Consider the following 26179-nt stretch of genomic DNA (forward strand, 5'->3'; position numbering starts at 1 on the left):
CCGTCTGCCATGCCCAGACGGGCGTTTTCTTTGCCCACACGGGTGCTAGCCTGCCGGAAACGCGACAATCCAGCTCATACCAATCCAACCACGCCACGCCGGAGGACACCACCCCATGACCGATGCTTCAACTCCTTTTGAATCCGTGTTTACCGTCGAGGCCACTCCCATTAAATTTGGGCCGGGAGCAGCAGCCGAGGCAGGCTGGGAACTGGCGCGGCTGGGCGTGCGGCGGGCCTTCGTGGTGGTCGATCCGGCCCTGCTGGAGCAGGCGTCGGGGCAGGCTGTGCTGGAAAATTTGCGGCAAAGCGGCGCGGAACTGGTGATCTTTTCAGATATTCGGGTCGAACCGGATCGGCAGAGTTTGGAGCGGGCAGCGGCGGCGGCGCGGGAATCCGGGGCCGATGGATTCGTGGCGCTGGGCGGCGGCAGCACCATCGATACGGCCAAAGTTGCCAACCTGCTGGCCTCCTGCGGGGGCGGGGTCATGGACTACGTGAACCCGCCCATCGGCGCGGGCCGCCAGCCCCCACGGGCGCTGATGCCGCTGCTGGCGATTCCGACCACGGCGGGCAGCGGGTCGGAGGCCACCACCGTCGCCATTCTGGATTTGCCCGAATTGGGCGTGAAATCGGGCATCAGTCATAGGCTGCTGCGGCCCTCGCAGGCCATCGTAGACCCGGAGCTGACCCGCACCACGCCCCCACAGGTGATCGCCGCCGCCGGGCTGGATGTGGTCTGTCATGCCGCCGAGAGCTACCTCAGCCGCCCGTATACCTCTCGCCCACGCCCCGCCACCCCCGCACAGCGCCCGCCCTATCAGGGCAGCAATCCGGTGGCCGATCTGTGGTCGGGTCAGGCCCTGCGCTGGGGCGGGGAATTCCTGCGCCGCGCCGTGCAGGACGGCTCTGATACCGAGGCACGCGGCTTCATGATGCTGGGGGCGACGATGGCGGGCGTGGGCTTCGGCTCGGCGGGGGTGCACATTCCGCACGCCTGTGCCTACCCCATCGCGGGCCTGCGCCACAGCTTTCAGTCTCCGGGCTATCCCACAGATCATGCCTTCGTGCCACACGGCTTTTCGGTCATCGTGACTGCGCCCGCTGCCTTCCGCTTTACTTTCGAGGCCAGCCCAGCACGCCACATTCAGGCCGCCACCTTTCTGACCGGGCAATCCTATGCTCCTGATGACCACGATGCCCTGCCCAACGCCCTTTTAGACTTGATGCGCGACGTGGGTGCACCGTCTGGACTGCAAGCTCTGGGCTACGCGCCTGCCGATCTGCCTGCACTGATCGAGGGAGCGCTGAAGCAGCAGCGCTTGCTGGCCGTTGCGCCGCGTGTGCCCACGGCGGACGATCTGGAAGCAATATTTGCGGCCAGTTTCGAGAACTGGTCTTATTGATTCTTGCCGAGGTGGGCCACACCTTGAGGGCTGGGCGGCCCAACGTTGGGCAATACAACCCCCCCGTTGCTGACGCAACGCCCCCCCTTAAAGGGGGCTGGCTGCGAAGCAGACTGGGGGGTTATGCCCGGAACGTTGCTCAGCCCAACAGGGATCAGTCAGCACCCAACCCTCAGGTCAGCCCTATTCCCCCGCCCCCACCGCTTCCGCCACCGTCTTGAAACCGTCGCGCTGCAACAGTTGGGCCAGCGTGCGGTTCAGGCGGGCGGGCAGCAGCGGGCCTTCATAGATCAGACCGGTATACAGTTCGATCAGGCTGGCCCCGGCGCGGATTTTGGCGTAGGCACTTTCTGGGGTCAGAATGCCGCCCACGCCCACAATCGGCAGGCGGCCCCGCGTCTGGCGGTAGGCGTCGGCAATCAGCGCGGTGCTGCGGAGGGCCAGGGGAATCCCGCTGAGGCCGCCCGCCTCGGCAGCGTGGGTGTGGGTCAGTCCGGCGCGGCTGAGGGTGGTGTTGCTGATGATCAGGCCGTCTGCGCCTGCTTCCTGCACGGCGTTCACGCTGGCCTCGAAGTCGGCGGGGTGCAGGTCGGGGGCCAGCTTGACCAGCACAGGCGGGGGGCGTCGGCCTGCGCGAACCCGGCCCGCCTCTCCCCCACTCTGCGCCTCCACTTCCTGCTGCACGGCCCGCACCAGCGCCCCCAAACCCGCCGCTTCCTGTAGGGCACGCAGTCCGGGCGTATTGGGGCTGCTCACATTGATCACGAATCCATCGGCCACCGCGTGCAGCGCCCGCACACACTTCAGGTAATCCTGCACCGCCTCTTCGTTGGGCGTGTCCTTGTTTTTGCCGATGTTGACCCACACAGGCACAGGCCGTTTTCCCGTGCTCAGCCGCCCGCGCAGCGCCTCTGCCCCGGCATTGTTGAACCCCATCCGGTTGATCAGTGCGCCGTCGGACGGCAGCCGGAACAGGCGCGGGCGCGGATTTCCCGGCTGCGCCAGCGGCGTGACCGTGCCCACTTCCAGAAAGCCGAAGCCCATCGCGCCAAAGGCCGGAACCGCCACCCCATTTTTGTCGAGGCCCGCCGCCAGCCCCACCGGAGAAGCAAAAGTGCGCCCCCACAGCGTCTGGCTCAGTTGCGGCTGCACGGCCCCCGGCAGCGTGACCCCGCGTGCCAGCGCAGGCCACAGCGGAAGCCGGGAAGCGGCCTGCAACAGATTCAGGCTCAGATGATGCGCGTCCTCGGCATCCAGACGAAACAGCAGCGGGCGGAGGGCTTGACGGTACACGGGAACAAGGATAGTGCGTGTGAGGGTCAGAACTCTTCTGAGCGCCCTACAGAGTCGGTGACGATGCGGTCAGGCTGGACAGAGAAACTATGCTGGACAAAGAGAACAGTCCATCTGGCGCAGGCAAGAAATCGGATACCCCAACCACGGCCTCAAGATTGATAGGGCCGTATACATGCGGGAAAAATAGTCCGCTGTTTTCGTATTCCTCGTCCCTCAGCTCTGAGGTCAAACGTTCAGGATCGATATGCAGCAAGACCAAATCGGATTGACCCACAAAATAGGCGTTGGCAACGGCAATCACCTGTTCCTCTGTGGGTGTAGAGCAATGAATATAGCCATCCGTGAGAAGACTGGGATGGCTAGAGTGGCCGACTTGCTGAGCCTGCGCCCATGCGGAGCGGGTGGTGAGATGAACCATCACCGAAGTCTGGGTGTCTACAGTCGGGGTGTCTACCCGCCCAATCCCAGCACGTCGGGCCGCATAGGTTCGAGCTGTACCAGACGGGCGTGCTGCTGGCGGTCACTCTGTTCGATCAGGTCGGCCAGCGTGGTGCCGCCCAGTACGTCGCGCAGGGCGGCGTCCACCCGATACCACAAATCCTGCGTGCCACACACGTTCTGACTGTCGCACACATGGTCGTCTTCCACGCACGACACAGGCGCGATACTGCCTTCCATCGCCGTGACCACATCATAGGCATTGATGGCCGAGGCCGCCCGCGCCAGACGGTAGCCGCCGTGTGCGCCGCGAATGCTGCGAATAAATCCAGCGCGGCGCAGGTTGCTGGCGATCTGTTCCAGATAATGCTGGCTGAGGCCCTGGCGCTCGGCGACATCCTTGAGCGGCACCGCTTCCCCGCCCCGGCGACCAATCTCGATCAGGGCACGAAGTCCGTATTGCGCTTTGGTCGAAACCCACATGCAGTTAGTTTACCCGGAAATCCGTACAGGAAATAGGAGATTGGGTGAGGATCGCAGATCGTGGAGTGTAGATCGTGGAAAATGCCCCTGCTTCCGGCTGTGCCTTTGACCTTCCCACTCACCACTGACCACTGACCACTTCCCTTTTCTCTACACTTGCCCCTGTGCCTGACCCTGCCCCCCCCCTCACCCCGGCAGACGTGCTGCTGCGCCTGCGGGCCATGCACGCCCCCGGTATCGCGCTGCTGGAATCGTTGGGGCCACAGGTGGATTACGGGCGATTTTCGTACCTCAGCGCCTGGCCTGTGCAGGTGCAGACCGGGTTGCCCGAACGTCCCGGCGGCGCTGAACTGTTTCCGGCGTGGCTGGGCGGCCTGAAATACGAGGCGGCGCGGGAATTTGGCCTCAGCGCACACGCCCCGGACGGTGCGGCGGGCTGGTGGGGCCTCTATCCCAGTGGGCTGGTGTGGGACAGGCAGGCGGGCACGCTGACGGTGGTGGGTGGGGCGGGGCATGTGGACTGGGCGGCAGTGCTGGCCCCCGCCCCCGCGCCCTTGCCCACGCTGAAGGTGGGGCCATTCGGGGCGGATGACGTGGCCTACCCACACGGCGTACGGGCCGTGCAGGAGCTGATCCGGGCGGGCGAGGTCTATCAGGTGAACCTCTCGCGGGGGGTGCGGGCGGCGGCGGCGGGCGATCCGTTGGCGGCTTACCTGCGCCTGCGCGACGTGAATCCCAGCCCGTTCATGGCCTTCGTGGAGATGGAACAGGAAACGGTGGTGTCGTGCAGCCCCGAAAGGCTCTTTCTGTGGGCAGAGGATCAGCTTTCGGCCCGGCCTATCGCGGGCACGCGGCGGCGCGGCGACACGCCCGCAGAAGACGCGGCCCTTGAAGCCGAACTCCGCTCCAGCGCCAAAGAGCAGGCCGAACACACCATGCTGGTCGATCTGGTGCGGCACGACCTCGGCGCGGTGGCAGCGGCTGGAACGGTGGCCGTGCCCGACCTGATGCTGGTGGAACGCTACAGCCACGTCATGCATCTGGTGTCGGAAGTGACCGCCACCGCCCGCCCCGGCCTGCTGCTGCGCGACGTACTGGCGGCCACTTTTCCAGGCGGCACGATCACGGGCGCTCCCAAACCCCGCGTGATGGAAGCGATTCGGGCGCTGGAGCCGGGGCCGCGAGGCTGGTACACGGGCGGCGTGGGGATCGTCTCGGGGGCGCGGGTAGACCTGAATATTCTGATTCGCACGGCGGCTTTTTTACGTGATGCAAAAGGGTGGACGGTGACGGTGCGGGCAGGCGGAGGCACAGTCATCGACGCCGACGCCGACGCCGAAGCACGGGAAACGGTGCACAAGGCTCAGGCCCTGCTGGGCGTGCTGGCCGACGTGCCGGGGCGGGCGGCGCAGGCTCCGGCCCTGCCTGTGCCGGGGCGGGCGTGGCAGTCTCCCCCCGCGCCCCGCTTTGCCGGAGCGGGAATGACTGTGCTGCTGCTGGACAACCGAGATTCGTTTACGTGGAATCTGGCCCACGATCTGCGGGCGCTGGGCGCACAGGTAGAACTGCGCTCTCAGGATGAACAGGCCGAAACGTTGCTGGCAACGCACTGGGACGCGGTACTGATCGGTCCCGGCCCCGGCACGCCCGACACCAGCGGCTGCACGCTGGCCCTCACGCGGCTGTGTCTGGAACGGCAGATTCCACTGCTGGGCGTGTGTCTCGGGCATCAGGCGCTGGGGCAGGTGCTGGGAGGCACGGTAGAACGGGCCGCGCCAGTACATGGTCGCCCAGAAGCCGTGCAGCACACCGGAACGGGCCTGTTTGCGGGCATCCCAGAGGGTGCGGAATTTGGCCGTTATCACTCGCTGGTGGTGCGGAATCTGCCGCCCGAACTGGTCACGGCCCGCAGCGCCGACGGGTCGGAAATCATGGCCCTGCAAGCCACCAACGCGCCCGCGTGGGGCGTGCAGTTTCATCCCGAAAGCATTCTGAGTCCGTCTGGGCGGGTGCTGCTGGGCAACTGGCTGAGGGAAACCCGTGAGTGGTCAGTGGTCAGTGGTCAGTGGAAAAAACCGTGAACATTCTGCCCGCCCTCTTGGACGACCCGGCCTGGTTACATGGGGCCTCGGCGTTTACCACGGTTCGCACCCGGCACGGCAGGGCGCTGAACTGGGAGGCACACTGGGCGCGGCTGGCAGGCACCTGCGCCTTCCTGGGCCTGCCCGCGCCGGAACCCGACCTGCCCACGCTGGAAGCCTTTGCCTGGGGCCTCCTGCGCGTCACCGTGGCGGCGGGCGGCACCTTTGCCCTGCACCGCCCGCTGACCCCCGGCCCGCGCCCCCAGAGTGGTGTGCATGTCCACCTGACCGACCTCCAACCGCACCCGCAACTGGCCGCCCACAAAACCGGAAACTACCTGCCCTACCGCCTCGCCGCTCAGCAGGCCGCCGCTGCAAACGCCTTCGAGGGCTGGCTGCTGGACGGCTCGGGGCACGTCGTAGACGGCTCGCGCACCTCTCCGCTGCTAGAAATCGGCGGGCGGCTGGTGCTTCCGGCGGGCGGCTTGCCGGGACTGACCCGCGCCGCTTTTCTGGAGGGACAGGACTTCGAGACGCGGTCCGTGTCTGCCGCCGAACTGCCCGAAATCAGCCGCGCATGGATCTGCGGCGCAGGCGTAGGTATCCTGCCCGTGCAGGAAATCACGGGGCCGGGGCTGCGGCTAGAGTTGCCCGTGCAGTGGCCGCAAACAGAGCATGAGGGGCTGGTCTGGCCGGGGAAAGGAGCCTGAGGCAAGACAATCGCTTTGCTCACTCACCCCCTCATCTGGCCCCTTTGGAGATGGACATGTAAGGACGAACCCCCCATTGCTGTGCAATGCCCCCCCTCAAGGGGAGGAGCAACCATCACCCCGACCCCACCACCCCAAATCGTCCCCGCCCAAAGACGTGTGAGGCCTTCGTCCACGCAGTGGGCGGGCCAATTCCAACGTCAAGACGACTGGCAATTCCGCTTCAAGTGAGCAAGAAAGCCGAGTCTGAACACGACAAGGTCACTCCTGCCGAGCGCAGCGCTTCGCTCCCCTGACCCCTCTGGGGGCGGGGGCCGGGGGGTGGGGGAAAATCGTGGGACAAGCCCAAAAAACCCTGACCCCTTTGGAGACGGGCGGCAAGGGCAACCCCCCCATCCCCCTCAAGGGGAGGAGCAAACCCCACACCCACCATTCAGCGCCGCTCAAACCCCGTCACGTTCCATTCCCCTTCCCCATCGGCGCTGTTCGCTTCCTTGATTCCGCTGTACAGGCGGGTCGGGTGGCCGTCCTGTGCGTCGTATTCGACTTCTACGGCTGGGCAAGGCTGCCCCTGCTGATAGGCCAGAGCATCGGCAATGTTCTGGAACAGGTCTTGCACGGTGGCACGGGCCTGTGCCGAAGGTTCGCCTTCCTCGCCCGCCTTGAGAATCACACTCTGCACCGCCCCGCCGCTGACCGTGACGCGCACGGCAGGAAAGCGCACTGGCAGGGAATATTGAGCAAAATCGTAGGCGTAATTGGAAACGGCGGCAGCCTGCCAGCGGGCGCGGGCGGCGCTGAGATCGGCCTGCAATCGGGCAAAATCGGGGCGGGTATAGCCTTCCACGCAGGCCACAGCAGGCTGAGGGTCTGTGCTGCCTGAAGCAGCGGGACGGGTCATGCACGCACTCAGACTCAGGGTCAGGGCCGCCAGCAACACAGAACGGATCATGTGTCCAGCGTACCCAAACCCCCATGACGCGCCGCTGATGAACCCTCCACCCTCTCTTCAGCGAACCTGAAGACCATTGCCCCGCCGCCTCGGGCGTACCCTGACCGCATGACCGACGCCGCCTACGCCTTGCCAACTGTGCTTCAACTGGGCTACTCCTTTTGTCCCAACGACACCTTTATTTTTCACGCGCTGCACGCGGGCCTTACGCCGTCGCCAGTGCCGGTGCGCGAGGTGCTGGAAGACGTACAGACGCTGAATGACTGGGCCGTAGAGGGCCGCCTGCCCATTACCAAGATCAGCTACCGCGCCTATCTTGGCGTGATGGATCAGTATGTGGCGCTGCGGGCGGGAGGCGCACTGGGCCGGGGCGTGGGGCCGTTGGTGGTGGCGCGGAACGGCACGGATTTGAATGGCATGGACTTGAACGGCAAAGTGGTGGCCTCTCCCGGCGCACTGACCACCGCCGAACTGCTGCTGCGGGCCGTGTATCCCGAAGTCAAGGTGCTGAGGATGCGCTACGACGCCGTGATGCCTGCCGTGGAGCGCGGAGAGTGGCAGGGACAGGTGGTAGACGCGGGCCTGATCATTCACGAATCGCGCTTTACCTATCCGCAGCACGGTCTGGGCAAAGTGCTGGATCTGGGCGCGTGGTGGGAAGGAGAAACCGGGCTGCCGCTGCCGCTGGGGGCGATTCTGGTTCGCCGCGACCTGCCCGCCGAATTGCAGAGGGGTCTGAATACCGCTGTGCGTCAGAGCCTCGAATACGCCTACGCCCACCCACAGGCCGCCGCCGCCTATATCCGCGCCCACGCCTCAGAGATGTCTGAGGAAGTCATGCGGGCGCACATTGATCTGTATGTGAACGAATTCAGCCTTGATGTGGGCGATGAGGGAGAACGGGCTGTGCAGGAGTTGCACCGCCGCGCCGTGGCTGTGGGTGCCGTGGCCGGGTCTGACCTGCCGCTCTTTGTGGACATAGACTGAGCCGAGTCTTTGAATAGTCGAGCTTCGTTGCTTAATCCACCTCTTGCATTGATAGTTTCGGCCCAGAAAATCGAGATTCGGCTCTTTCTGGAAAGCAGCCTCACCGACATATAATTTCGGCCTGACACACAGGACTGAACAATAGGTAATAGACAAATGAAGGAGTTTTAAAAAATATCTTGAGCCTGCCTCAATTTAGCTTTGATCTGAGGCTTAAGGAGCGCTCAGAAGGTGTGAAAAGTTGATTTGGGCATTTTAGACGTGTGTGATCCTGCCTCTTAGGAGGCTTCACAACATGCGTACACCTATTTTGACCGCTCTGACGGCGGCCCTTACTTTTGCTTCTTTTGGTTCGATTTCTTCCGGTTCGGCACAGGTCGCCCCTTCGCTTCTTCCAGCAGCCCAACCGCGCCCAATCACACCGCCTGAACCAGCAGTCAGTGCCACGGTCACCCGTAACGAACCGACGGCCCTGGAATTTACACCCGACAAATTGGCCCGCCTGAAAGTGCCCGCTGGCTTTACCCTCAGCGTGATGGCCTCGGGGCTGGGCAATGCCCGAATCATGCATGTGATGCCCGACGGCGGCATCTACCTGACCCGCCGCCAGCAGGGTGACGTGTGGTACCTCAAAGACGTGAACAACGACGGCAAGATCGAGGCCGTCGAGCGTAAGCAGGTGGCCCAGAACATCAAGCTGGCACACGGGCTGGACGTGAAGGAAGGCAAGCTGTACGTGGTGGGCGAAAAAACCATCTGGGTCATGACGATGGCAAAAGACGGCAGCCTGAGCGTGCCCCGCGTGTTTGCCGACGGGTTCCCCGATGCCGGTCAGCACCCCGCCCGCAGCATTCACTGGGGGCCAGACGGCTTCCTGTACGCCACTTTCGGCTCCACCAACAACGACGCCCCCACCCCTAACCCTGAAGAAGCGACCATGTTGCGGATCAGTCCCAACGGCCAGATTCGGGAAGTGTATGCACGCGGCCTGCGCCACACCATCGGCTTCGGCTGGCACCCTGTCACCAAGACGCTCTACGGCTTCGATCAGGGCAGCGACTGGCACGGCGACAACATTCCGCCCGAAGAACTGAATGTGATCCTGCGCGGCAAGAACTACGGCTGGCCCTTTTGCTACGGCGACAAGCAGCCCGACCCCTACGTGAACGTGGGCAATATTCCCGGCAAGATCACCAAGGCCGAGTACTGCGCGGGCACGCAGAGCAGCACACTGAACTACACGGCGCACGCCGCAGCCATCGACGCCAAGTTCTATACGGGCACGCAGTTTCCTGCCGAGTTCCGCAACGACGCTTTTGTGGCCTACCGGGGATCGTGGAACCGCACCGAACCCAGTGGCTATGAAATCGCCCGGGTGAACTTCGATACGGCCAACAAGCCCACTTCCATCACGCCCTTCGTCACGGGCTTCGTGTTCGAGGAAGGCGGCGAGTGGAAGCAGTTTGGCCGGGTAGCAGGCGTGGCCCAGTACACCGACGGCAGCCTGCTGTTTACAGACGACCAGAGCGGCGTCATTTACCGCGTGCGCTACACCGGGGGGAACTGAGATGCGGGCACTGCAAAAGCTGACTGGACGGATGAAATGGACGGCACTGGGTCTCCTGACGCTGGGACTCGCGGCAGCGGGCGGCGCAGAGATGGTGCAGATGATGGCTCCAGCCACCACGCCGCTGACTGCAACTGCGACCATCGTGGACGATCAGGGCCAGCCGCAGGGCACCGCCACCTTCAAGCAGGCAGGAATGGCCGTCGCCGTGACCGTAGAGGCGCGGGGACTGACGCCAGGGCAGCACGGCATGCACATCCACGACACACGCCAGTGCCTCCCCGGCGTCGATCCTGCGGTCAATGAAGTCGTACCCTTCGGCGCGGCTGGCCCTCACTTCGATCCCGGCATGAGCCGCAACCACGACAGCCCGACTGCGGGCAACAAGTACGGGCACGGCGGCGACCTCCCCATGCTGACCGTCGGCGCAGACGGTGTGGGCCGGGCGTCGTTCATGTCCGATAAGATTTCTCTGACGGGCATGGACGGCATTCTGAACCGCACCCTGCTCATCCACGAAAAGCCGGACGACTACAAGAGCGACCCCTCGGGCATGAGCGGCGCACGCGTTCGCTGCGGCACCATTGTGCGCGGCGCGGTCGCCACCCGCGACTACCCGCTGCCGGGCGTTCAGACCTTCCCCGAAGGCGTAACTTACGATGCCAAGAAAGGCCTGATATACACGGGCAGCGCCGCGACTGGCTCCATCTACACGGTCAACCCGACCAACGGCGCAGTGAACCTCTTCAGTGAAGGCGGAGCATTGGGCCGCAGCAGTGCGCTGGGTCTGAAGGTAGACAGCCAGAGCCGCGTCTGGGTGGCAGGCGGCGCGACAGGCACGGTCAGCGTGCTGAATTCCGACGGTTTTCCGGTGGCGATTCTGGAAACGCCCAAGAGTCCCAACCGCTATATCAATGACCTCGCGCCCGCCGCAGACGGCAGCGTGTACGTGACCGACTCCACCCGCCCGGTGATTTTCCGGGTGTCGCCCGACCTGAAACTGAGCGCGTGGCTGGATCTGGGCAACACCCCAATCAAATACGGCCCCGGCATCAATCTGAACGGCATTCTGGCAACCCCCGACGGGCGCTACCTGCTGACCATGCAACTGAACACGGGCGACCTGTGGCGCATTGATCTGCGGACCAAAGCCGTGAAAAAAGTGATGGGCGGCCTGATGCGCGGCGACGGCATCCTGCTGAATCCCGCCGACCCGCGCACGTTGTATGTGGCCCGGAACGCAATGGGCGTGGTCAGCAAGGTGACGCTGAGTGCCGACTCGGGCACAGGCACGCTGGTGGCGGAAGAACCCCTGCAAGGCCTGCGCTTTCCTGCCACTCTCACAGCAGTTGGCACTGACGTGGTGGTTACCCAGAGTCAGCTGGACAAACTGCAGGGCGGTACCCCAGAAACGCCCTTCCGCCTCACTCGCTTCAAGGCGTTCTGAAGTTGATCTGCACCAGCCCTCCTCTCAGCTGAAAGCCTGAGTTACTGGATTGCAGTCAGGGGGAGGCAGCACAGGAGAGAACAAACTCGGTGTTAGGGAGCTTGCCATGTATGTGATGCCGGACTGGGTAGAAGCTGAACCAGCAGGTCAGTAAAGTTAAAGGTTTGATCAGAAAACAGCCGGGGTCACCCTCCCGGCTGTTTTCTGACTGATAGGTTTTTTAGCGCTGGATCAATCTTTTTGCAGAAGCAACCTCAGAACGGCTGCCCCGTGCCCTCTCCCTATCTCCACTCTCGCCTTTATGTTCTAGGCCGCGATGGGGGGAATGTAAGAACTTGGTGGAGTTTCTTGGGTTAGGTTAGGCGAGTGACTAAGCAAGGCGCGCCCGCACTTCCGGCCATCGAGGTGCGCGGATTGATCAAGCGGTACGGCTCAAACACCATCCTCGAAGACGTCCACCTGACCGTGAAGGCGGGCGAAGTGTACGCCCTGACCGGCCCCAACGGTGCAGGCAAGACCACCCTCATTCGCTGCCTGACCGGGCTGGCTTTTCCTACCGACGGTGAGGTACGGCTCCTGGGCCGCGACGTCCACACCGACGGTTCCCGTGCCCGCGCCTACCTCGGCGCAGTTGTGGAGGCTCCCGCCAAATTCTACCCACAGTTCACGGGCACGCAGAACCTGCAAACCCACGCCAACCTTGCAGCGATGGCTCCCGGCGGGCGCAAGGTCAGCCGTGACCGGATTCGGGAAGTTCTGGCCCTGCTGGAACTGACCCGAATGGCTGACCGCAAGGTGCAGGAGTTTTCGCTGGGGCAGCGGCAACGGCTGGGCGTGGCTTCCGCGATTCTGGCCGAACCCAAAGTCCTGATTCTGGACGAACCCACCAGCGGCCTTGACCCTCTCGGCATCGGCCTGATTCACCGCATCGTGACCAGTCTGGCCACCAGCGGGTGCGCCGTCATCCTGAGTACCCACCACCTGCGTGAAATTGCCACCTACGCACACACAGTGGGCATTCTGACGGGCGGGCGCATGGTCGACACAGTGGATCTGCGGGCGCGGCAGGCGGCCTACCGCTTCCGGGTAGACGATCCGGTGGGCGCGGCCTCGGCGCTGGAGCGGCTCCCCTTCGTGCGCCGCGTGACCACCCGCACGCCCTACGCCATCGCGTATCTGGGCGGAGAATCCCGAGTACCCGACGCATTGGCGCACCTCAGCAACGAGGGCATCCGGGTTTTCGAGGCCAGCCCCGACCATTTCGACCTCTACGAGTATTACCGCGAGCGCGTGGAGCAAGCCTGATGCTGACCCTGATCACCCTAGAGTTTCTGAAACTGCTCGGTTCCCGCAGCGCCCGCCTCGCCCTGATCGTGTGCTTTGTCCTGCCGCTGCTGTGGGCCTTTGCCCCGCGCCTGGAAGTCCTGATGAAAGTGGCGGTGGTGAGTGGGTGGCAGATTCCCGCCATCAGCATCGGCATCGCCGTCCAGTTCCTGATTCCGCTGTTTATCGCCGTCACGGTGGCTGAAATGATCGGCACGGAGGTCAGTCAGGGCACCCTGGCCCCGCTGCTGCTGCGTCCGGTGGGCCGCACCACCGTCATTGCCAGCAAACTATTCGTGGCGCTGTCCTATCCGGTGCTGCTGGTGGCCGTCACGGTCATCGGGTCGCTGCTGGCGGGCATTCCCAGAGGCTACGGAGAATTCACGGGCGGCACAGGCATGGGGCCAGGGCTGTTTGTGGGCGTGGGCACCCTGACCAGCAATCAGGCGTTTGCAGAAGTGCTGCGCGGCAGCGTCCTGGCCGCCGTAATGCTGATGCCCATTGCTGCCCTGGCCCTCCTGTACGGCGTGCTGCTGCTGAATACCGCCGCCGCCGCCCTCGCCACCTTCGCCACCCTCAACCTGATGCGCCTGCTGGTGGTCTTCCCCGACACCATCCAGCGTGTGCTGCTCACCAGTCACCTGAATCTGTACGCCCAGCAGACCGACATCACGCAGCCGCTGATCTTGCTGATCATCTATACGGTGGGCTTTGGACTGATGGCCGTATTTGCCTTTGACCGCCGAGATGTGTAGAAGAAGGGTGTAGGACGTGGGTTGTGGGATATAGGAACAGATGAAAGAGAAGAACTCCTGCCTTCGGGTGGGGGTTTTTGCTTTGGGAATAAGGGGGCCGGGTTGCAGCAAAAAGCCCCACCGACTCGGCAGGGCCAACACTTTGGTCTTTGATCTGTTACTACAGTCCGTAACTCAATTTCTACGGCCCGATTACTTGTTCTGCGACAGGCGTTCCAGCACCAGGCGGCTCACCGTTTTCAGCGTCTCGAATACGCCGCCGCCCAGGTGCGCGGTGGCCTCGAACAGTTGCAGTTCCTGGCGGGGGTCGATGACCGAGCGGATCATGTTGGTGGGCAGGGCGTCGGGCAGGTCACGCTTGTTGACCTGCAACACGATCGGTACGTCACGCACGTCGATGCCGTGTTCAGCGAGGTTTTCGCGGAGGTTACGCATGCTTTCGGCGTTGGCCCGCAAGCGGTTGGGGGCGCTGTCGGCCACGAACACGATGCCGTCTACGCCGCGCAAAATCAGTTTGCGGCTGGCGTTGTAGAACACCTGGCCGGGCACGGTGTACAGGTGGAAGCGGGTTTTGAAGCCCTGCACGGTGCCGAGGTCGAGCGGCAGAAAGTCGAAGAACAGGGTGCGCTCGTCTTCGGTGGCGAGACTGACCATTTCGCCGCGCAGGTGGGCCGGAACCTTGCCGAACACGTGCTTGAGGTTGGTGGTCTTGCCGCTCATGCCAGGGCCGTAATACACGATTTTGCAGTTGATTTCGCGGGCAGCAAAGTTGATGGTACTCACGGGTTAGCCTCCAGGTGCGGGCGCAGGTCGGGCAGGTCGCGCGGGTGAGGGGAAAGGAGGCGGGCAGACAACACCGACCGTGCGGAGGGCAGCGGCACAGGCATCATCCGAGAAGATCGTCCAGCAGAGCGTTGGCACCCTTGGAAAAATCCGAATCGAGTTGCACGGGCGGAATGTCTTTGAGTTCTTCCAGAATGGCGGCCAGTTGCACGATGGATTTGCGGGCGTAGACCTTGACCTTGCCCAGCGGCACCGCCACGTCGAAGATCAGGGTCAGCAGGGCCTGGTCGCCCACCGATTCCACATACAGCGTGCCGTTCTCGCCCTGATGGGTCTGCTCGCTGAAGGTGCGCTCGCCCAGCATGTTGGCGAGTGCGCCCGTGGCGGCGGCGTTGCTGGCAACCAGCGTCGCCACACTGTCCAGCGCAGGTGGACGCGGTGCCCACAGCGCCTCCTTGTGAGACAAAACGAAGCCTTTGCGGTCGACCAGCAGTCCGTAACGGACACCAGTCACCTCCAGTAACTCCTCTAATAAACGGTCTACACGTGCAAACGCGTCTCCGTACAGGGCAAGTGAGGGTTCAATCATGACGCTTTGCAGTATAGGAGGCGTCCGGCACAATCTTCTGACGTTTTTGGAAATAACGTGAGAAATCTTGCAGGTTCGCCCCCGTTTTTGCCCTACTCAGCGGATTTTAAATAGGGGTAGTGGGGGGGGTGCAGCCTTCCTCACCCGACAGTCAGCACCCGAACAGTACACTCGCCCGCGTGACGAGGTTTCGTGTGGGCAGAGTGCATAGAGCAGTTGGAGTGCAGAAAGCAGTGGGAATGCGGGGAATGCTGCTGACGCTGGCGGTCTTGGCCGGTGCAGCAGGAAACGCGGCGGCCCGTCCGGTGGCGATTGGGGGCGTGCGGCAGAGTACGGCGCTGGAAACGCGGGTGCTGGGCGGTGTGGAGAGCATCGCGGTATGGACGCTGCCCCGCGTGGGCGTAAGTGTGCGGAATGATCCGCGAGATCTGCGCCTGCTGTACGGCAACCGCGAGCTGCGTTACCGCCCCGCCGAAGCTGGAGGGGGAACGGGCTGGACAGGCCTGGGCTTCACGCTGACCACTCCCCTGCCCGCGCCCGAGGTGGTCAACGGCAGCCTGCATGTCTCGCTGCAAGCCCTCCGGCTGCTGGGTGTGCGCGTGCTGTCGGACGCGCCGGATGTGCTGAATTTTGCTGCGCCTGCTGTGGTGCCTACCAGCACGCTGCCGCCTTCACCTGTCACGACTATTCCTGTTCCGGCAGCGCCCGCCACCTCGTCGCCCACCACGCCCGCCCTGACCGAGCTTCGGCCTCTGCCGACGCTGCCTAGTCCCCCTCAGCCGCCCGCCATTCAGCCGATCCCCACCGCTCCGTTGCCTCCTGCTCTGGCCCTGCCCGCTCTGGCACATCTGGACACCGTGCGGGTCAGCCGCACTCTGCACCGCAGCGTGGAGGTGCAGCGCGTGGTGCTGGAACTGAGCGCTCTGGCCCCCTACAGCGTGCAGCGTGACAAAACAGGCCTGAGCGTGACCCTGCCCCGCGTGAGTGCCACGGCCAGCGCTCAGGACTTGCCCTCGGGCGACCGACTGAGCATCGAGCCGGGCGAGGCCGGAACCACCGTGCGTCTGAATACGGGCGGCGGCACCAGCACGCTGTTTACGCTCGACAACCCAGACCGCGTGGTGATCGACACGACCACCCAGCTCGATACCTCGGTGCCGCCCCCGATTGACCCGAGCAGCCTGCCCGCCGGTGTCACCTACCGCCAGAAGGGAACCCTGCACCTGCTGAGTTTCGACCCGGCCCTGTATCAGCCGCGCGTCATCAGTGCGCCCACGGGCCGCGCCTCGGATGTGGCGGCGTTGGTGCGTGGGGTGGGCGGGGTGGCGGGCGTCAACGGCGGGTACTTTGATCCTGGCAGCGCCCTGCCCGTGGATCTGGTGGTGGCAGGCGGCCTGATGACGGCTCCCAGCCTGGAGCGCCGCGCCACCATCGGCTTCAGCGCACAGGGCAACACTTTTTTTGGGTATCCCAAGCCGCGTTACCTGCTCGGCGGGCCGTTTGGCAGCCTGACCGTGAACAGCGTGAGCAGCAAACCGCGCCCCGACCTGCTGACGGCCTTCGTGGGCAACGGCAACACGCCCGTAGGGGCAGACAACCTGACCACGCTGTATGTGGGACTGGGCGGCAGTACAGTCCTCAATGCCCTGACCGGGCGGGTTACGCCGCCTGCCGGAACCCTGGCCGTTACCTTTGACCCCGCCCGTTTTCCCCAGTTGCCACGTACCGCCGGACAGCCCCTCAAGACCACCCTGGGCTGGCGGGCCGACGACGCCCCCTGGGACACGGCCCTTGACGCCCTGAGTGCGGGGCCGCTGCTGGTGCAGGGCGGTCAGGTCGCGCTGAATCCGGCCCGCGAGATGTTCGATACCGGTACGAACCTGTGGCGGCCTACCCGGCAGGTGGCGCTGGGCATCATGGGTGGGCAGGCCACCATCGCCTACTTCGAACATGGCACGCCCGAAAGTTTTGCGGCAGCCCTGGCCGGAGCAGGAGTGCGTGACGCCGTGCGGCTGGACAGCGGCAGCAGCGCGACGGCCTACCTGACGGGCGGGTACGCCAATCTGGGCGCGTACCTGAATACGGTCTGGAGCCGCCCTGTACCCAACGCCATCGTCTTCGTACCCCGCAGCGCCCCAGCTTCACCGGAGCTATCGCGCCGCTGAGGAGAGCGGGACGCTGATTGAAGGCCTGAACCTGCGGCCTTCAATCAGCGTCCGTAACAGAGCAGTGACGTGGTGGGCAGGGTTCGTTCCCGGCAGTCGCTGGCGGCGTTTGCTGGCATCCCTCCCTTTCCTGTCAGGTCAGGACGTAGAGCCAGCCTGTACCAGACCCCAGCCCAAGACCGATTTACCCCCTACCGGCTGCCCACCTTCAGCCGCTCCATCAGTTGCACGAAGGCCTGGGCCGTCACCTGCACGTCTCCGAACGAGCGGTGGCGGCCTCCCTCGGCAAAGGTGAGGTTCAGGCGCTCGGCCAGCACGCCCAGATTGTGGGCGCGTTCGCGGGGAAAGGCGCGGCGCGAAAGTTGCACGGTGCAGTATTCGGTGGGCGGTGCCCAGGTCAGGCCCGCACGACGCGCCGCCACCCGCACGAAGCCGTTGTCGAAGGGCGCGTTGTGGGCTACCACAGGCAGTCCATCCACGAAGGCCAGAAAGTCGGGCAGGGCCTCTGCAATGCTGGGCGCACTCCGCACCATCGCGTCCGAGATGCCGTGAACCTGCTGTGCCCGCCACGGAATCTGCAAAGTATGGCCGCCTTCGCTGGTGGGCCGCACCAGGGTTTCAAACTTCTGGCTCTCGTCCACACGCCCGTCTACGATCCGCACCGCGCCGATTTCCACGATGCCGTCACGTTCGGGCGACAGGCCCGTGGTTTCAAGGTCAAACACGACGACGTTCATTGAGACGTAGCGTAGCGCGTGGTGGCCCGACAAATGAATCTCCGCTTCATGTCGCAGTTCTGTCAGAGGCGGGCGGCTAGGCTACGGCCTATATGACGCGTGCCCCCACCATTTCTTTTCAGTCCGGGCCAGCCGGGGCACACGCAGCAGCATTGGCCGCCGCCCTCGCTCAACTGGACAACGTGATTCTGGGCAAGAGCCATCAGGTGCGCCTGGCGGTGGCCTGTCTGCTGGCGCGGGGGCATCTGCTGATCGAAGATCAACCGGGGGTGGGCAAAACCACGCTGGCCCACGGCCTGGCCCGCACGATGGGGCTGGCCTTCCGGCGGGTACAGTTCACGGCAGACCTGTTGCCCACCGACCTGCTGGGCGTCAGTGTGTGGGACGCCGCCGCCGCCGAATTCCGCTACCACGCTGGCCCGGTTTTCTCTGAAGTCCTGCTGGCCGACGAGATCAACCGCGCCACGCCCAAAACGCAGGGAGCCTTGCTGGAAGCGATGGAGGAGCGGCAGGTCAGTGAAGGCGGCGTCACGCGCCCGCTGCCCGATCCTTTTTTCGTGATCGCCACCCAGAATCCGGCGGCGTTCGTGGGCACCTCGCCGTTGCCCGAGGCGCAACTTGACCGCTTTTTGCTGACTGTGACGCTGGGTTATCCCGATGCCCGCGCCGAGCGCACCCTGCTGGAAACGGGCGGGCGAGTGCTGACCGTGCGCGACCTGCCGCCCGTGCTGAATGCCGCGCTGCTGACCGCCATGCAGCGCGAGGTAGACGGCGTACACGCAGCGGCCCCCCTTCTGGATTATCTGCAACTGCTGGCCCGCGCCACCCGCGAGCATGGCGCGCTGGCTGCGGGCCTGAGTCCACGCGCACTGCTGGCATTGCTAGCCGCCGCCAGAGCGTGGGCCTACCTCGCTGGCCGCCGGATGGTCCTGCCCGAAGACGTACAGGCCATCTTTCCGGCCCTGGCTGCCCACCGTCTGCCCGTGCGCGACCCCGGCGTGCGGATCGCAGACGTGATGACTCGCCTGCTGGCCGACACACCGGTTCCCTGACGGAGCGGCGTTGCCCTTGCCTCCGCTGTCCAGATCTGCGCTGTCGTACCGCCTGCGCCCCACCCGCATGGGCAGCGGATTTTTGCTGCTGACCCTGCTGACGCTGGTTGGATGCGTCAATTACAGCCTGAGCCTCGGCTACGGCGCAACCTTTTTGCTGGCAGGGATCTGGGCCGTCACGGCGGGCGGGGCGATGCGGGCGGGCCGCGCCCTCAGCGTCAGATTGGAGACACCGGGCGAACTCTTTGCGGGCACGCCGCTGACCCTGACCGGACAGGCCAGCGGGCTGGCGGGCACACCTTTCGAGGTGAGTCTGGGGAAATCTGCCGCAACCGGACGCCTCCCGGCAGGGAACACGGCAGCCCGTTTCTCCCTACAACTTTCGCCTCAGGCACGCGGCCCCCTGACGCTGCCGCCCGTGTGGGTCACCGCCTACGACAGCCTCGGGTTGTGGCGCTGGGTACAGACGTCGCCGCTGGCCGAGCTGGGTCTGGTCACGCTGCCCCCCGTCTTTCCTGCTCCGGAGCAGGGCGCACCCACGCCGCCCACCCGCCGCACCGGGGCCGCTGGCGAGGGCCGCACCCGCACCGCTGGCAACGATGATTTTTCGGGCCTGCGGGCCTATGTGCCGGGAGATTCACCGCGCCTCGTGTCCTGGAAGCACGCTGCCCGCACCGGCACGCTGATGACCCGCGAGTTCGATTCTCCGGCAGGCACGGCGCTGATGTTCGGTTGGGCCGATACCTCGGCGCTGGGCCAGACGGAAGCCCGCCTTTCACGGCTGAGCGCCTGGATCAGTACGGCGCGGGCAGGCGGCCTCCCCTTTGGCCTGACGCTGCCGGGCCTGACGCTCCCGGTAGCGACCGGAGAAGCCCACGCACGGGCGGCCCTCACAGCCCTGGCGCTGCATGGGCCGCTGCCCACACCCCTGCCCGCTGTCAGCGCCCCCCGCGCTCCCCAGATTCTGCCCGCCGCCGCTGTGCGCTTCACAGTGTTCGGGCTGGCCGTGGCCCTGGCACCGGCAGCGCTGCGCCAACCCGTGTGGGTGTCGCTGCTCGCGGCGCTCCTGCTGGGGTATACGGCCCTGCAAACCCGTCCGGTTGCGGCGTCCCGGCAGCAGTTGCGTCCGCTTCCCAGCTGGCTCTTGGGCATCGCAGCGGGCATGGCGGCGGTGGCCCTGAACGCTGAATACGGCACGCTGCTGGGCAGTGAGGCAGGAACGGCGCTCCTGGGCCTCCTGGTGGCCCTCAAAGCTGCCGAATCGCGCACCCTGCGTGACGCCCGGCTGCTGGTGCTGCTGGGCCTGTTCGTCACGTTTACGCACTTTTTGCATGGGCAGGGGCCGCTGGTGGCGCTGCATGCCCTGCTGAGCGTGACCCTGATGCTGGCGGTGGCGGGCGTGTGGGTGGTGCCCCATGTTCAGCCTGACGACCAGGCAGAGGAGGGCGAACCCGGCCCCCTCCGAACAGCGGCCAGAGTCGTGGGGCTGGCCCTGCCGCTGATGCTGGTGCTGTTCGTGCTGTTTCCCCGTCCAGATGGCCCGCTGTGGCAACTGCCACTCCAGGGCCGCAACCAGACCGGACTGTCGGATGAGATCCGCGCCGGAGAATTCAGCGATCTGGCCCGCAGCAATGCCGTGGCCTTCCGCGCCGATTTCAGTACGGGCCTGCCTGAACCCCAGAACCGCTACTGGCGCGGCCCCGTGTTCGAAAACTACGATGGTGTGGCCTGGAGACAGGCACGGCCGCGTGGTGCGTCGCCCAGCATAGAGCCGACTGGCCCGGAAAGTGCCTATACCCTGACGCTGGAACCCAACGGCAAGCCCTGGCTGCTGACGCTGGACGTACCCACCGAACTCCCGCCCGGTACGTTCCTGTCCACGGCGTTTCAGGCGGTGAATCCGCGCCCCACCACTGCCCGCGCCCGCTACACCGTCAGGGGCCGCAGCGCCCGCCTGGGTGTACAGGAAAGCCCCGAGCGCCTGAACTACGACCTGTTGTTGCCAGAAGGCCAGAGCCAACGCGCCCGCGATCTGGCGGCCACCTGGGCACCTCTGGCCCCGGCAGCGCGGGTAGAAGCGGCCCTGAATTACCTGCGAACGGGCGGCTTCACCTATACCCTCAGTCCACCCACCTTGCCCGAACAGAACCGCGTAGACGCCTTCCTGTTTGGCAGCCGTACCGGATTTTGCGAGCATTACGCCAGCGCCTTTGCCTTTCTGATGCGGGCGGCGGGGATTCCGGCCCGGATCGTGGGCGGCTACCTGGGCGGCGAGATCAACCCCGACGGCGGCTACCTGATCGTGCGCCAGCAAGATGCCCATGCCTGGGCGGAAGTCTGGCTGGCGGGGCGCGGCTGGATTCGGGTAGATCCGACCGCCGTGGTGGCTCCTGCCCGCCTGAATACCAACCTGAGTACTGCCCTGACCCGTCCAAACGCCACCGAGGCCACACCGCCCGGCACCTTTGCCCGCCTGCGCCTGCGCCTTGATGCCCTGCAAAACCGCTGGAACGACACGGTGGTGGGCTACGGCGGCGAGCAGCAACGCAGCCTGCTGGGGCGCGTGGGGCTGGGTCAGGTGGGGGCCACGCCGTATCTGCTGGCCCTGCTGGGGCTGGTGGCCCTGGCGCTGGTGCCCGCGCTGCTGGTGGCCCGCCGGGTTTCGCGGCCCCGCGACCCCGCCGCCCGCGCCCTGCACGACCTGACTGTGCGTCTGCGTCTCCCCCGTGCTCCCGGAGAAACGGCCACAGCCTATACGTTGCGTGTGCAGAAGCGCTGGCCGCAATCGGCCGAATCGCTTGCCACTTTTCTGGCCGCCTACCACGAGGCCCGCTATTCGCCGGAAGCCTCGGCAGAACAGGCGAGGAAATTGCGTGCATTGGCGAGGAAGGTGCGGCAGTAGTCCCTCGGGCGCAGAGGCGTTACATGGGCCGTAGGCAGTGAGAACGGCAGCCCGGATGGCCTTCCAGCTTGTTTTCCCGGTGCTGTTCTTCTGCCAGATGCTCTGGCTCCTTTAGACCCCAGACGCTTTGACGCTTTTTTCCCCCGCCCCCGATCCCTGTGCCGCATACTGAATCCAGATGAAAGTCCTGATTATCGTGGCCACGGCAGGCGAGGCGGCGAGGCTGGCAGGCGTGCCTGCACATGTGGTGGTCTCCGGCGTGGGCGCGGTGGCAGCGGCACTGACCACCCAGCAGGAGCTGATGCGGGAGCCATTCGATCTGGTCGTCAGTGCCGGAATCGGGGGCGCGTATCCGGGCAGCGGCCTCCATCCCGGCGATCTGGCCCTTTCCAGTCTGATGGCGCAGGCCGATCTGGGCGCGGTGGACGGTCTGCCAGGTCAGGAAACCTTCTTGCCTCTGGAGGAACTGGGCCTCAGCGTGCAGCCCGATCAGCTCAACACAGGGATTTTTCCGGCCTGGAGCGGCTCACATGCACTGGCTGAACGCCTGAGCAACGCTGGCCTGCGCGTGGGGTACGGCCCCGCCCTCACGCTGTCCACGGTCACGGGCAGCCTGGAAGTGGCCCAGGCCCTCGCCGCCCGTTTTCCCGGTGCAGTCTGCGAGGGGATGGAAGGTGCGGGCGTGGCCCACGCTGCCCTGCGCTGGGGCGTGCCTGCCCTGGAAGTACGCGGGATCAGCAACCCGGTGGGGCCACGTGACCGGGCCGCATGGAAACTGGGTGAGGCTCTGGCCGCAACGAGGCGGGGCGTGGAGGCGTTGCTGGGGTGGTAGGCAAAGCGGGCTGTGGCAAGGGGTTCTCCCCAAAGCCTACAGCCCACTTCCTCGCACCTTAAATTTCTAGTACAGCCTCAGTTGCGGTTCAGGAACAAATTCTGCACGGGCGTGGGCGCAACCGGGAAGTTGACCTGCACATGCACGGTGGTTCCGGGGGGCGTCTGGGGATCTACGTTGATCCAGTGGCTTGCCAACACAGGTGGGTTGGGCTGAGGGTCGATGGCCCGCACCAACACGCGGCCCTGCGCGGGCACGAACACGCACCAGCCTTCAGGAGCGGCGGTAAAGGCCCGCACCGGCAGCACGCTTTGCAGGGTCAGGTCGGTGGGGGTGGCCCAGTACTCGATCAACAGGCTGGCCTGCTCCCTCGTCAGGTCTTTTTCTTCGATGTTCAGCTGAATTTCTACGCTGTCGCTCTGGCCGGGTACCAGATTCATCCAACCGGGAACCACGTAGCGGCCACTGCGGGCGCTCTTGAACTGTTGAGGGGCGGGATTGGTCATAGGGTCAGAGTAGCGCGGCAAGTCTTTCTGGGCCATCACACCAGCCTAGCCGGGGGTAGGCGGACGGGCAGACCGGCAGGCTCATTCGTCAGCGTCTGGTGCAGGAACTGCGGTCTGAACAGTGTGCAGCAGGGCACGCACCGCCACATAACCGACCACGAAAAACAGCAGCGGTACGAGGTTCACGCTCACTTCGGCGTCTTTTTCGGGGGTCAGGGCATTCTGGCGGCGAAACTTGATCATGCCCTATAGCCTACGCGCCGGACATGACCGGAAGGCCACATTCCGGCTTGAGCCAGCATTGACGAATGGAGCGGCTCACCTGCTCAGCGCTCTGTGGCCCGCTATTCCGGCCAAGCGTGAACACCGACATTGCGCGACTTGCCTAGAGGGGATAGAACCGTTGCCGTGACCCTTTCTCCAACCTCTGCTACCAATGAATCTGTTCAGCCGCCGCAGACCATGCGGGCACTGAGCAAACAACATGCCCGCGAAGGCATCTGGATGATCGAAACCGAGGTGCCCACCCCCGGCCCCAACGACCTCCTGATCCGCATCAAGAAGAGCAGCATCTGCGGCACCGACGTGCATATCTACAAGTGGGACGAATGGGCGCAGCACACCATTCCTGTGCCGATGGTGGTGGGCCACGAATATGTGGGTGTGGTGGCGGGCATGGGCAGCGAGGTTCGCGGGTTCGCGCTGGGCGACCGGGTCAGCGGTGAAGGCCACGTCACCTGCGGGCATTGCCGCAACTGCCGCGCAGGACGCCGCCACCTGTGCCGCAATACGCTGGGCGTGGGCGTGAACCGTCCGGGTAGCTTTGCCGAATACCTCGTGCTGCCCGCCTTCAATGCCTTCAAGATTCCCGACGATATTTCGGATGAGGTGGCGGCGATCTTCGATCCATTCGGGAATGCCGTGCATACCGCCCTGAGTTTTGATTTGGTGGGAGAAGACGTGCTGATCACGGGCGCGGGGCCGATAGGCGTGATGGCCGCCGCCGTTGCCAGACACGCCGGAGCGCGGCAGGTGGTCGTGACCGACATCAACGATTACCGTCTGGAGTTGGCACGCCAGATGGGCGCGACAAGGGCCGTGAATGTGGCCCGCGAAGACCTCTGGACCGTGGCGACCACCGAACTCGGCATGACCGAGGGCTTTGATGTGGGTCTGGAGATGAGCGGCAGCAGCCCCGCCTTTGCGCAGATGGTGAGCGTGATGAACAACGGCGGCAAGATTGCTCTGCTCGGGATTCCGGCAGGACGTGTGGACATCGACTGGAACGCCGTGATCTTCAAGATGCTGACCATCAAGGGCATCTATGGGCGCGAGATGTTCGAGACGTGGTACAAGATGGCCGCCCTGATCCAGTCGGGCCTGGACCTGACCCCCATCCTGACGCACCGCTTCGGCATCGACGACTTCCAACAGGGCTTCGATGCCATGCTGGGCGGGCAGAGCGGGAAGGTTATTCTGGACTGGTAAGGCTAGATTGCTGAAGCTGGAGTGATCAGGCTGGACAGGCCGCCGTTCAGATGGAAATGCGCCGCCCAGAACGCGAGGGATGACGCCAACGGCTGCCAGAACAAGCTGAGGCCTGATCAGGGTTTCTGGTGTGGCAAAATACCCTGCCCTGAACGGACTTTGAGCGATGGTGACAGCTCACAAAGATCAGCCTGTAGGAGTTTGAACTCAGACTTCACCTGTGCCTGAGCAAGTAATCACTTCTGCTGGCGATCCATACCCCCGACACCACTTTTTCTGAGTGTGGTCATGTTAACCTATAGGCTAAATGCTGGTGCTGTGGCGCTGGCTGTGACCCCTGATTTCACGGAACTGAGAGTCCACACTGCTTCCGCGCACCCACCAAGAGGCCAAGAGACTGACATGACTGCACAAACAGACTATTACGAACTGCTGGGCGTGGCCCGCACCGCCGCCCCCGACGAGATCAAGAGTGCCTACCGCAAGCTGGCACTCAAATTTCACCCTGACCGCAACAAGGAAGCGGGGGCCGCCGAACAGTTCGCCCGCATCAACGAAGCCTACGCCGTGCTGTCTGACAGCGAAAAACGGGCGCATTACGACCGCTTCGGCAGTGCGCCCAGTAGCGGCATGCCGGGGGGCGACCCCTTCGGCGGCATGGGCGGCGCGGGTTTCGATCCGATGGACATTTTCGAGCAGTTGTTTGGCGGCGCAGTGAGCGGGCGCGGCGGGCGGCGCGGCCCTGCACGCGGCGACGATCTGGAAACCGAAGCCCACGTCACGCTGCTTCAGGCGCGTGCGGGCGATGAGATCGAGGTGGACGTAGACCGCCTGACCACCTGCGAGCATTGCCAGGGCAACCGCAGCGAGCCGGGAGGCAAGCCGCCCAAAACCTGCACCACCTGTAAGGGCGCGGGAGCTGTTCGGGCACAGGCCCGCACCATTTTTGGCGTGGTAGACACCCAGCAGCCCTGCCCTACCTGCCGGGGCGAGGGCGTGCTGATCGAAGACCCCTGCACCGTTTGCCGGGGCCGGGGCCGCACCCTGAAGGCCGAAACCGTGAAGGTGAAACTGCCACGCGGCATCGACGAGGGCTACCGAATCCGCGTGTCGGGCATGGGCAACGAGGGACCGGGCGGCAACGGCGACCTGTATGTTCACATCGAAATGGAGCGCCACCCCGAGCTGCGCCGCGAGCAGGAACACCTGATCTATACCTCGCGCATCGGGTTTGCCAAGGCCGCGCTGGGCGGACAGATTACGGTACCGACCCTTGACGGTCCCCAAACCGTAGAGGTGAAAGCGGGCACGCAGCACGGCGAGCTTCACCGCCTGCGTGGGCAGGGGCTACCCCGCTTGCAGGGTGCAGGCAGCGGCGACCTGATCGTGGAATATGACGTGCAGGTGCCCAAACCCGCCCAGCTGACCCCCGAAGCCCGCGAGGCGCTGCTGGCCTATGCCCGCGCTGTGGGCGACGAAGTGAACGACAAGCCGGAAGGATTTTTCGACAAGGTGGGGAAAATTTTCAGAGGTGAATGAGGCAAATAGCCAGGAGTAGGAACATGCGGATCGTGGTCTGGGCTGTTGTCCTTTCCACGATTCACGTTTTACGATCCGTCCGCTTCCACTGTCACGCAGAGAAGGACGGCCCGGCCCGGCCACTCACGCTATGCTGCCTGCG

The 26179-nt window shown here is 64.8% G+C and carries 23 protein-coding genes; 14 read left to right on the plus strand and 9 right to left on the minus strand.

From position 1 onward, the window contains the following. Nucleotides 1–115 precede the first annotated feature (115 nt). Nucleotides 116–1405, plus strand: coding sequence for a hydroxyacid-oxoacid transhydrogenase (locus F561_RS0102085; RefSeq protein ID WP_019008281.1), 1290 nt, complete (start codon nucleotides 116–118; stop codon nucleotides 1403–1405). 183 nt (nucleotides 1406–1588) lie between these two features. On the opposite strand, the gene F561_RS0102090 is transcribed toward F561_RS0102085, so the two are convergent. From F561_RS0102090 to F561_RS0102100, 3 genes are read right to left on the minus strand one after another with little or no spacing between them, the layout of a single operon-like run. Next, entirely contained in the window at nucleotides 1589–2698 is a 1110-nt protein-coding gene (locus F561_RS0102090; RefSeq protein WP_019008282.1) for a quinone-dependent dihydroorotate dehydrogenase, read from the minus strand. A 46-nt stretch (nucleotides 2699–2744) separates the two neighbouring features. Beyond that, nucleotides 2745–3119, minus strand: coding sequence for a DUF952 domain-containing protein (locus F561_RS24545; protein ID WP_051096795.1), 375 nt, complete (start codon nucleotides 3117–3119; stop codon nucleotides 2745–2747). Between the two features lie 32 nt (nucleotides 3120–3151). Beyond that, nucleotides 3152–3622: an RrF2 family transcriptional regulator gene (locus F561_RS0102100; protein ID WP_019008284.1), complete on the minus strand. Its 471-nt coding sequence runs from the start codon at nucleotides 3620–3622 to the stop codon at nucleotides 3152–3154. Between the two features lie 221 nt (nucleotides 3623–3843). Between F561_RS0102100 and F561_RS0102105 the strand changes: the two genes are divergently transcribed. Then, complete coding sequence (locus tag F561_RS0102105) at nucleotides 3844–5703, plus strand: chorismate-binding protein (RefSeq protein ID WP_083922253.1); 1860 nt, start codon at nucleotides 3844–3846, stop codon at nucleotides 5701–5703. Next, a complete protein-coding gene (locus F561_RS0102110) occupies nucleotides 5700–6413 on the plus strand; it encodes an aminotransferase class IV (RefSeq protein WP_157451477.1) in 714 nt (237 codons plus the stop codon). Before F561_RS0102105 ends, F561_RS0102110 begins: the two co-directional genes overlap by 4 nt. Before the next feature lie 433 nt (nucleotides 6414–6846). On the opposite strand, the gene F561_RS0102115 is transcribed toward F561_RS0102110, so the two are convergent. Then, nucleotides 6847–7365 (minus strand): DUF6174 domain-containing protein, encoded by a 519-nt coding sequence (locus F561_RS0102115; RefSeq protein ID WP_019008287.1) that lies wholly within the window; start codon nucleotides 7363–7365, stop codon nucleotides 6847–6849. Between the two features lie 108 nt (nucleotides 7366–7473). On the opposite strand from F561_RS0102115, the gene F561_RS0102120 reads away from it, so the two are divergent. The 5 genes from F561_RS0102120 (at nucleotide 7474) to F561_RS0102140 (ending at nucleotide 13444) form a co-directional block, all read left to right on the plus strand. After that, nucleotides 7474–8352 (plus strand): 1,4-dihydroxy-6-naphtoate synthase, encoded by an 879-nt coding sequence (locus F561_RS0102120; RefSeq protein WP_019008288.1) that lies wholly within the window; start codon nucleotides 7474–7476, stop codon nucleotides 8350–8352. 295 nt (nucleotides 8353–8647) lie between these two features. After that, nucleotides 8648–9919, plus strand: a complete 1272-nt coding sequence (locus tag F561_RS0102125) for a PQQ-dependent sugar dehydrogenase (RefSeq protein ID WP_019008289.1) — start codon at nucleotides 8648–8650, stop codon at nucleotides 9917–9919. 1 nt (nucleotide 9920) lies between these two features. Next, a complete protein-coding gene (locus F561_RS0102130; RefSeq protein ID WP_245556406.1) occupies nucleotides 9921–11366 on the plus strand; it encodes a superoxide dismutase family protein in 1446 nt (481 codons plus the stop codon). A 366-nt stretch (nucleotides 11367–11732) separates the two neighbouring features. Beyond that, nucleotides 11733–12671: an ABC transporter ATP-binding protein gene (locus F561_RS0102135; RefSeq protein ID WP_019008291.1), complete on the plus strand. Its 939-nt coding sequence runs from the start codon at nucleotides 11733–11735 to the stop codon at nucleotides 12669–12671. Beyond that, nucleotides 12671–13444 (plus strand): ABC transporter permease, encoded by a 774-nt coding sequence (locus tag F561_RS0102140; protein ID WP_019008292.1) that lies wholly within the window; start codon nucleotides 12671–12673, stop codon nucleotides 13442–13444. Before F561_RS0102135 ends, F561_RS0102140 begins: the two co-directional genes overlap by 1 nt. Nucleotides 13445–13636: 192 nt before the next feature. On the opposite strand, the gene mglA is transcribed toward F561_RS0102140, so the two are convergent. Both mglA and mglB read right to left on the minus strand, forming a co-directional pair. Further along, complete coding sequence (gene mglA / locus F561_RS0102145) at nucleotides 13637–14227, minus strand: GTPase MglA (RefSeq protein WP_019008293.1); 591 nt, start codon at nucleotides 14225–14227, stop codon at nucleotides 13637–13639. A gap of 103 nt (nucleotides 14228–14330) precedes the next feature. Next, nucleotides 14331–14816: a GTPase-activating protein MglB gene (mglB, locus tag F561_RS0102150; RefSeq protein ID WP_019008294.1), complete on the minus strand. Its 486-nt coding sequence runs from the start codon at nucleotides 14814–14816 to the stop codon at nucleotides 14331–14333. A gap of 248 nt (nucleotides 14817–15064) precedes the next feature. Between mglB and F561_RS0102155 the strand changes: the two genes are divergently transcribed. Continuing rightward, the gene (locus tag F561_RS0102155) at nucleotides 15065–16981 is read left to right on the plus strand and encodes a phosphodiester glycosidase family protein (RefSeq protein WP_019008295.1); all 1917 of its coding nucleotides are present in this window, start codon (nucleotides 15065–15067) and stop codon (nucleotides 16979–16981) included. A gap of 191 nt (nucleotides 16982–17172) precedes the next feature. Here F561_RS0102155 and F561_RS0102160 read toward each other — a convergent pair whose 3' ends face one another. Then, on the minus strand, nucleotides 17173–17718 hold the full coding sequence (locus F561_RS0102160; RefSeq protein WP_019008296.1) for a 3'-5' exonuclease: 546 nt from the start codon (nucleotides 17716–17718) through the stop codon (nucleotides 17173–17175). 92 nt (nucleotides 17719–17810) lie between these two features. Here F561_RS0102160 and F561_RS0102165 point away from each other — a divergent pair, with 92 nt between their 5' ends. From F561_RS0102165 to mqnB, 3 genes are all read left to right on the plus strand, one after another. Then, nucleotides 17811–18770: an AAA family ATPase gene (locus F561_RS0102165; protein WP_019008297.1), complete on the plus strand. Its 960-nt coding sequence runs from the start codon at nucleotides 17811–17813 to the stop codon at nucleotides 18768–18770. Between the two features lie 10 nt (nucleotides 18771–18780). Then, nucleotides 18781–21672 carry a transglutaminaseTgpA domain-containing protein gene (locus F561_RS0102170; protein ID WP_019008298.1) on the plus strand — a complete coding sequence of 964 codons (2892 nt, stop codon included), beginning with the start codon at nucleotides 18781–18783 and terminating at the stop codon, nucleotides 21670–21672. Between the two features lie 178 nt (nucleotides 21673–21850). Then, nucleotides 21851–22504 (plus strand): futalosine hydrolase, encoded by a 654-nt coding sequence (gene mqnB / locus F561_RS0102175; RefSeq protein WP_019008299.1) that lies wholly within the window; start codon nucleotides 21851–21853, stop codon nucleotides 22502–22504. Nucleotides 22505–22581: 77 nt separating this feature from the next. Here the strand turns inward: mqnB and F561_RS0102180 are convergent, their stop codons facing one another. Together F561_RS0102180 and F561_RS29435 are read right to left on the minus strand one after the other, a co-directional pair. Further along, nucleotides 22582–23010, minus strand: coding sequence for a hypothetical protein (locus F561_RS0102180; RefSeq protein WP_019008300.1), 429 nt, complete (start codon nucleotides 23008–23010; stop codon nucleotides 22582–22584). Between the two features lie 81 nt (nucleotides 23011–23091). Beyond that, complete coding sequence (locus tag F561_RS29435; protein WP_019008301.1) at nucleotides 23092–23253, minus strand: hypothetical protein; 162 nt, start codon at nucleotides 23251–23253, stop codon at nucleotides 23092–23094. A gap of 219 nt (nucleotides 23254–23472) precedes the next feature. Here F561_RS29435 and tdh point away from each other — a divergent pair, with 219 nt between their 5' ends. Together tdh and dnaJ are read left to right on the plus strand one after the other, a co-directional pair. Then, nucleotides 23473–24498: an L-threonine 3-dehydrogenase gene (tdh, locus tag F561_RS0102190; protein ID WP_019008302.1), complete on the plus strand. Its 1026-nt coding sequence runs from the start codon at nucleotides 23473–23475 to the stop codon at nucleotides 24496–24498. Nucleotides 24499–24900: 402 nt separating this feature from the next. Then, a complete protein-coding gene (dnaJ, locus tag F561_RS0102195; protein WP_019008303.1) occupies nucleotides 24901–26037 on the plus strand; it encodes a molecular chaperone DnaJ in 1137 nt (378 codons plus the stop codon). Nucleotides 26038–26179 lie beyond the last annotated feature (142 nt).

Source organism: Deinococcus aquatilis DSM 23025 (assembly GCF_000378445.1).
In the GTDB taxonomy this organism is placed as follows: domain Bacteria; phylum Deinococcota; class Deinococci; order Deinococcales; family Deinococcaceae; genus Deinococcus; species Deinococcus aquatilis.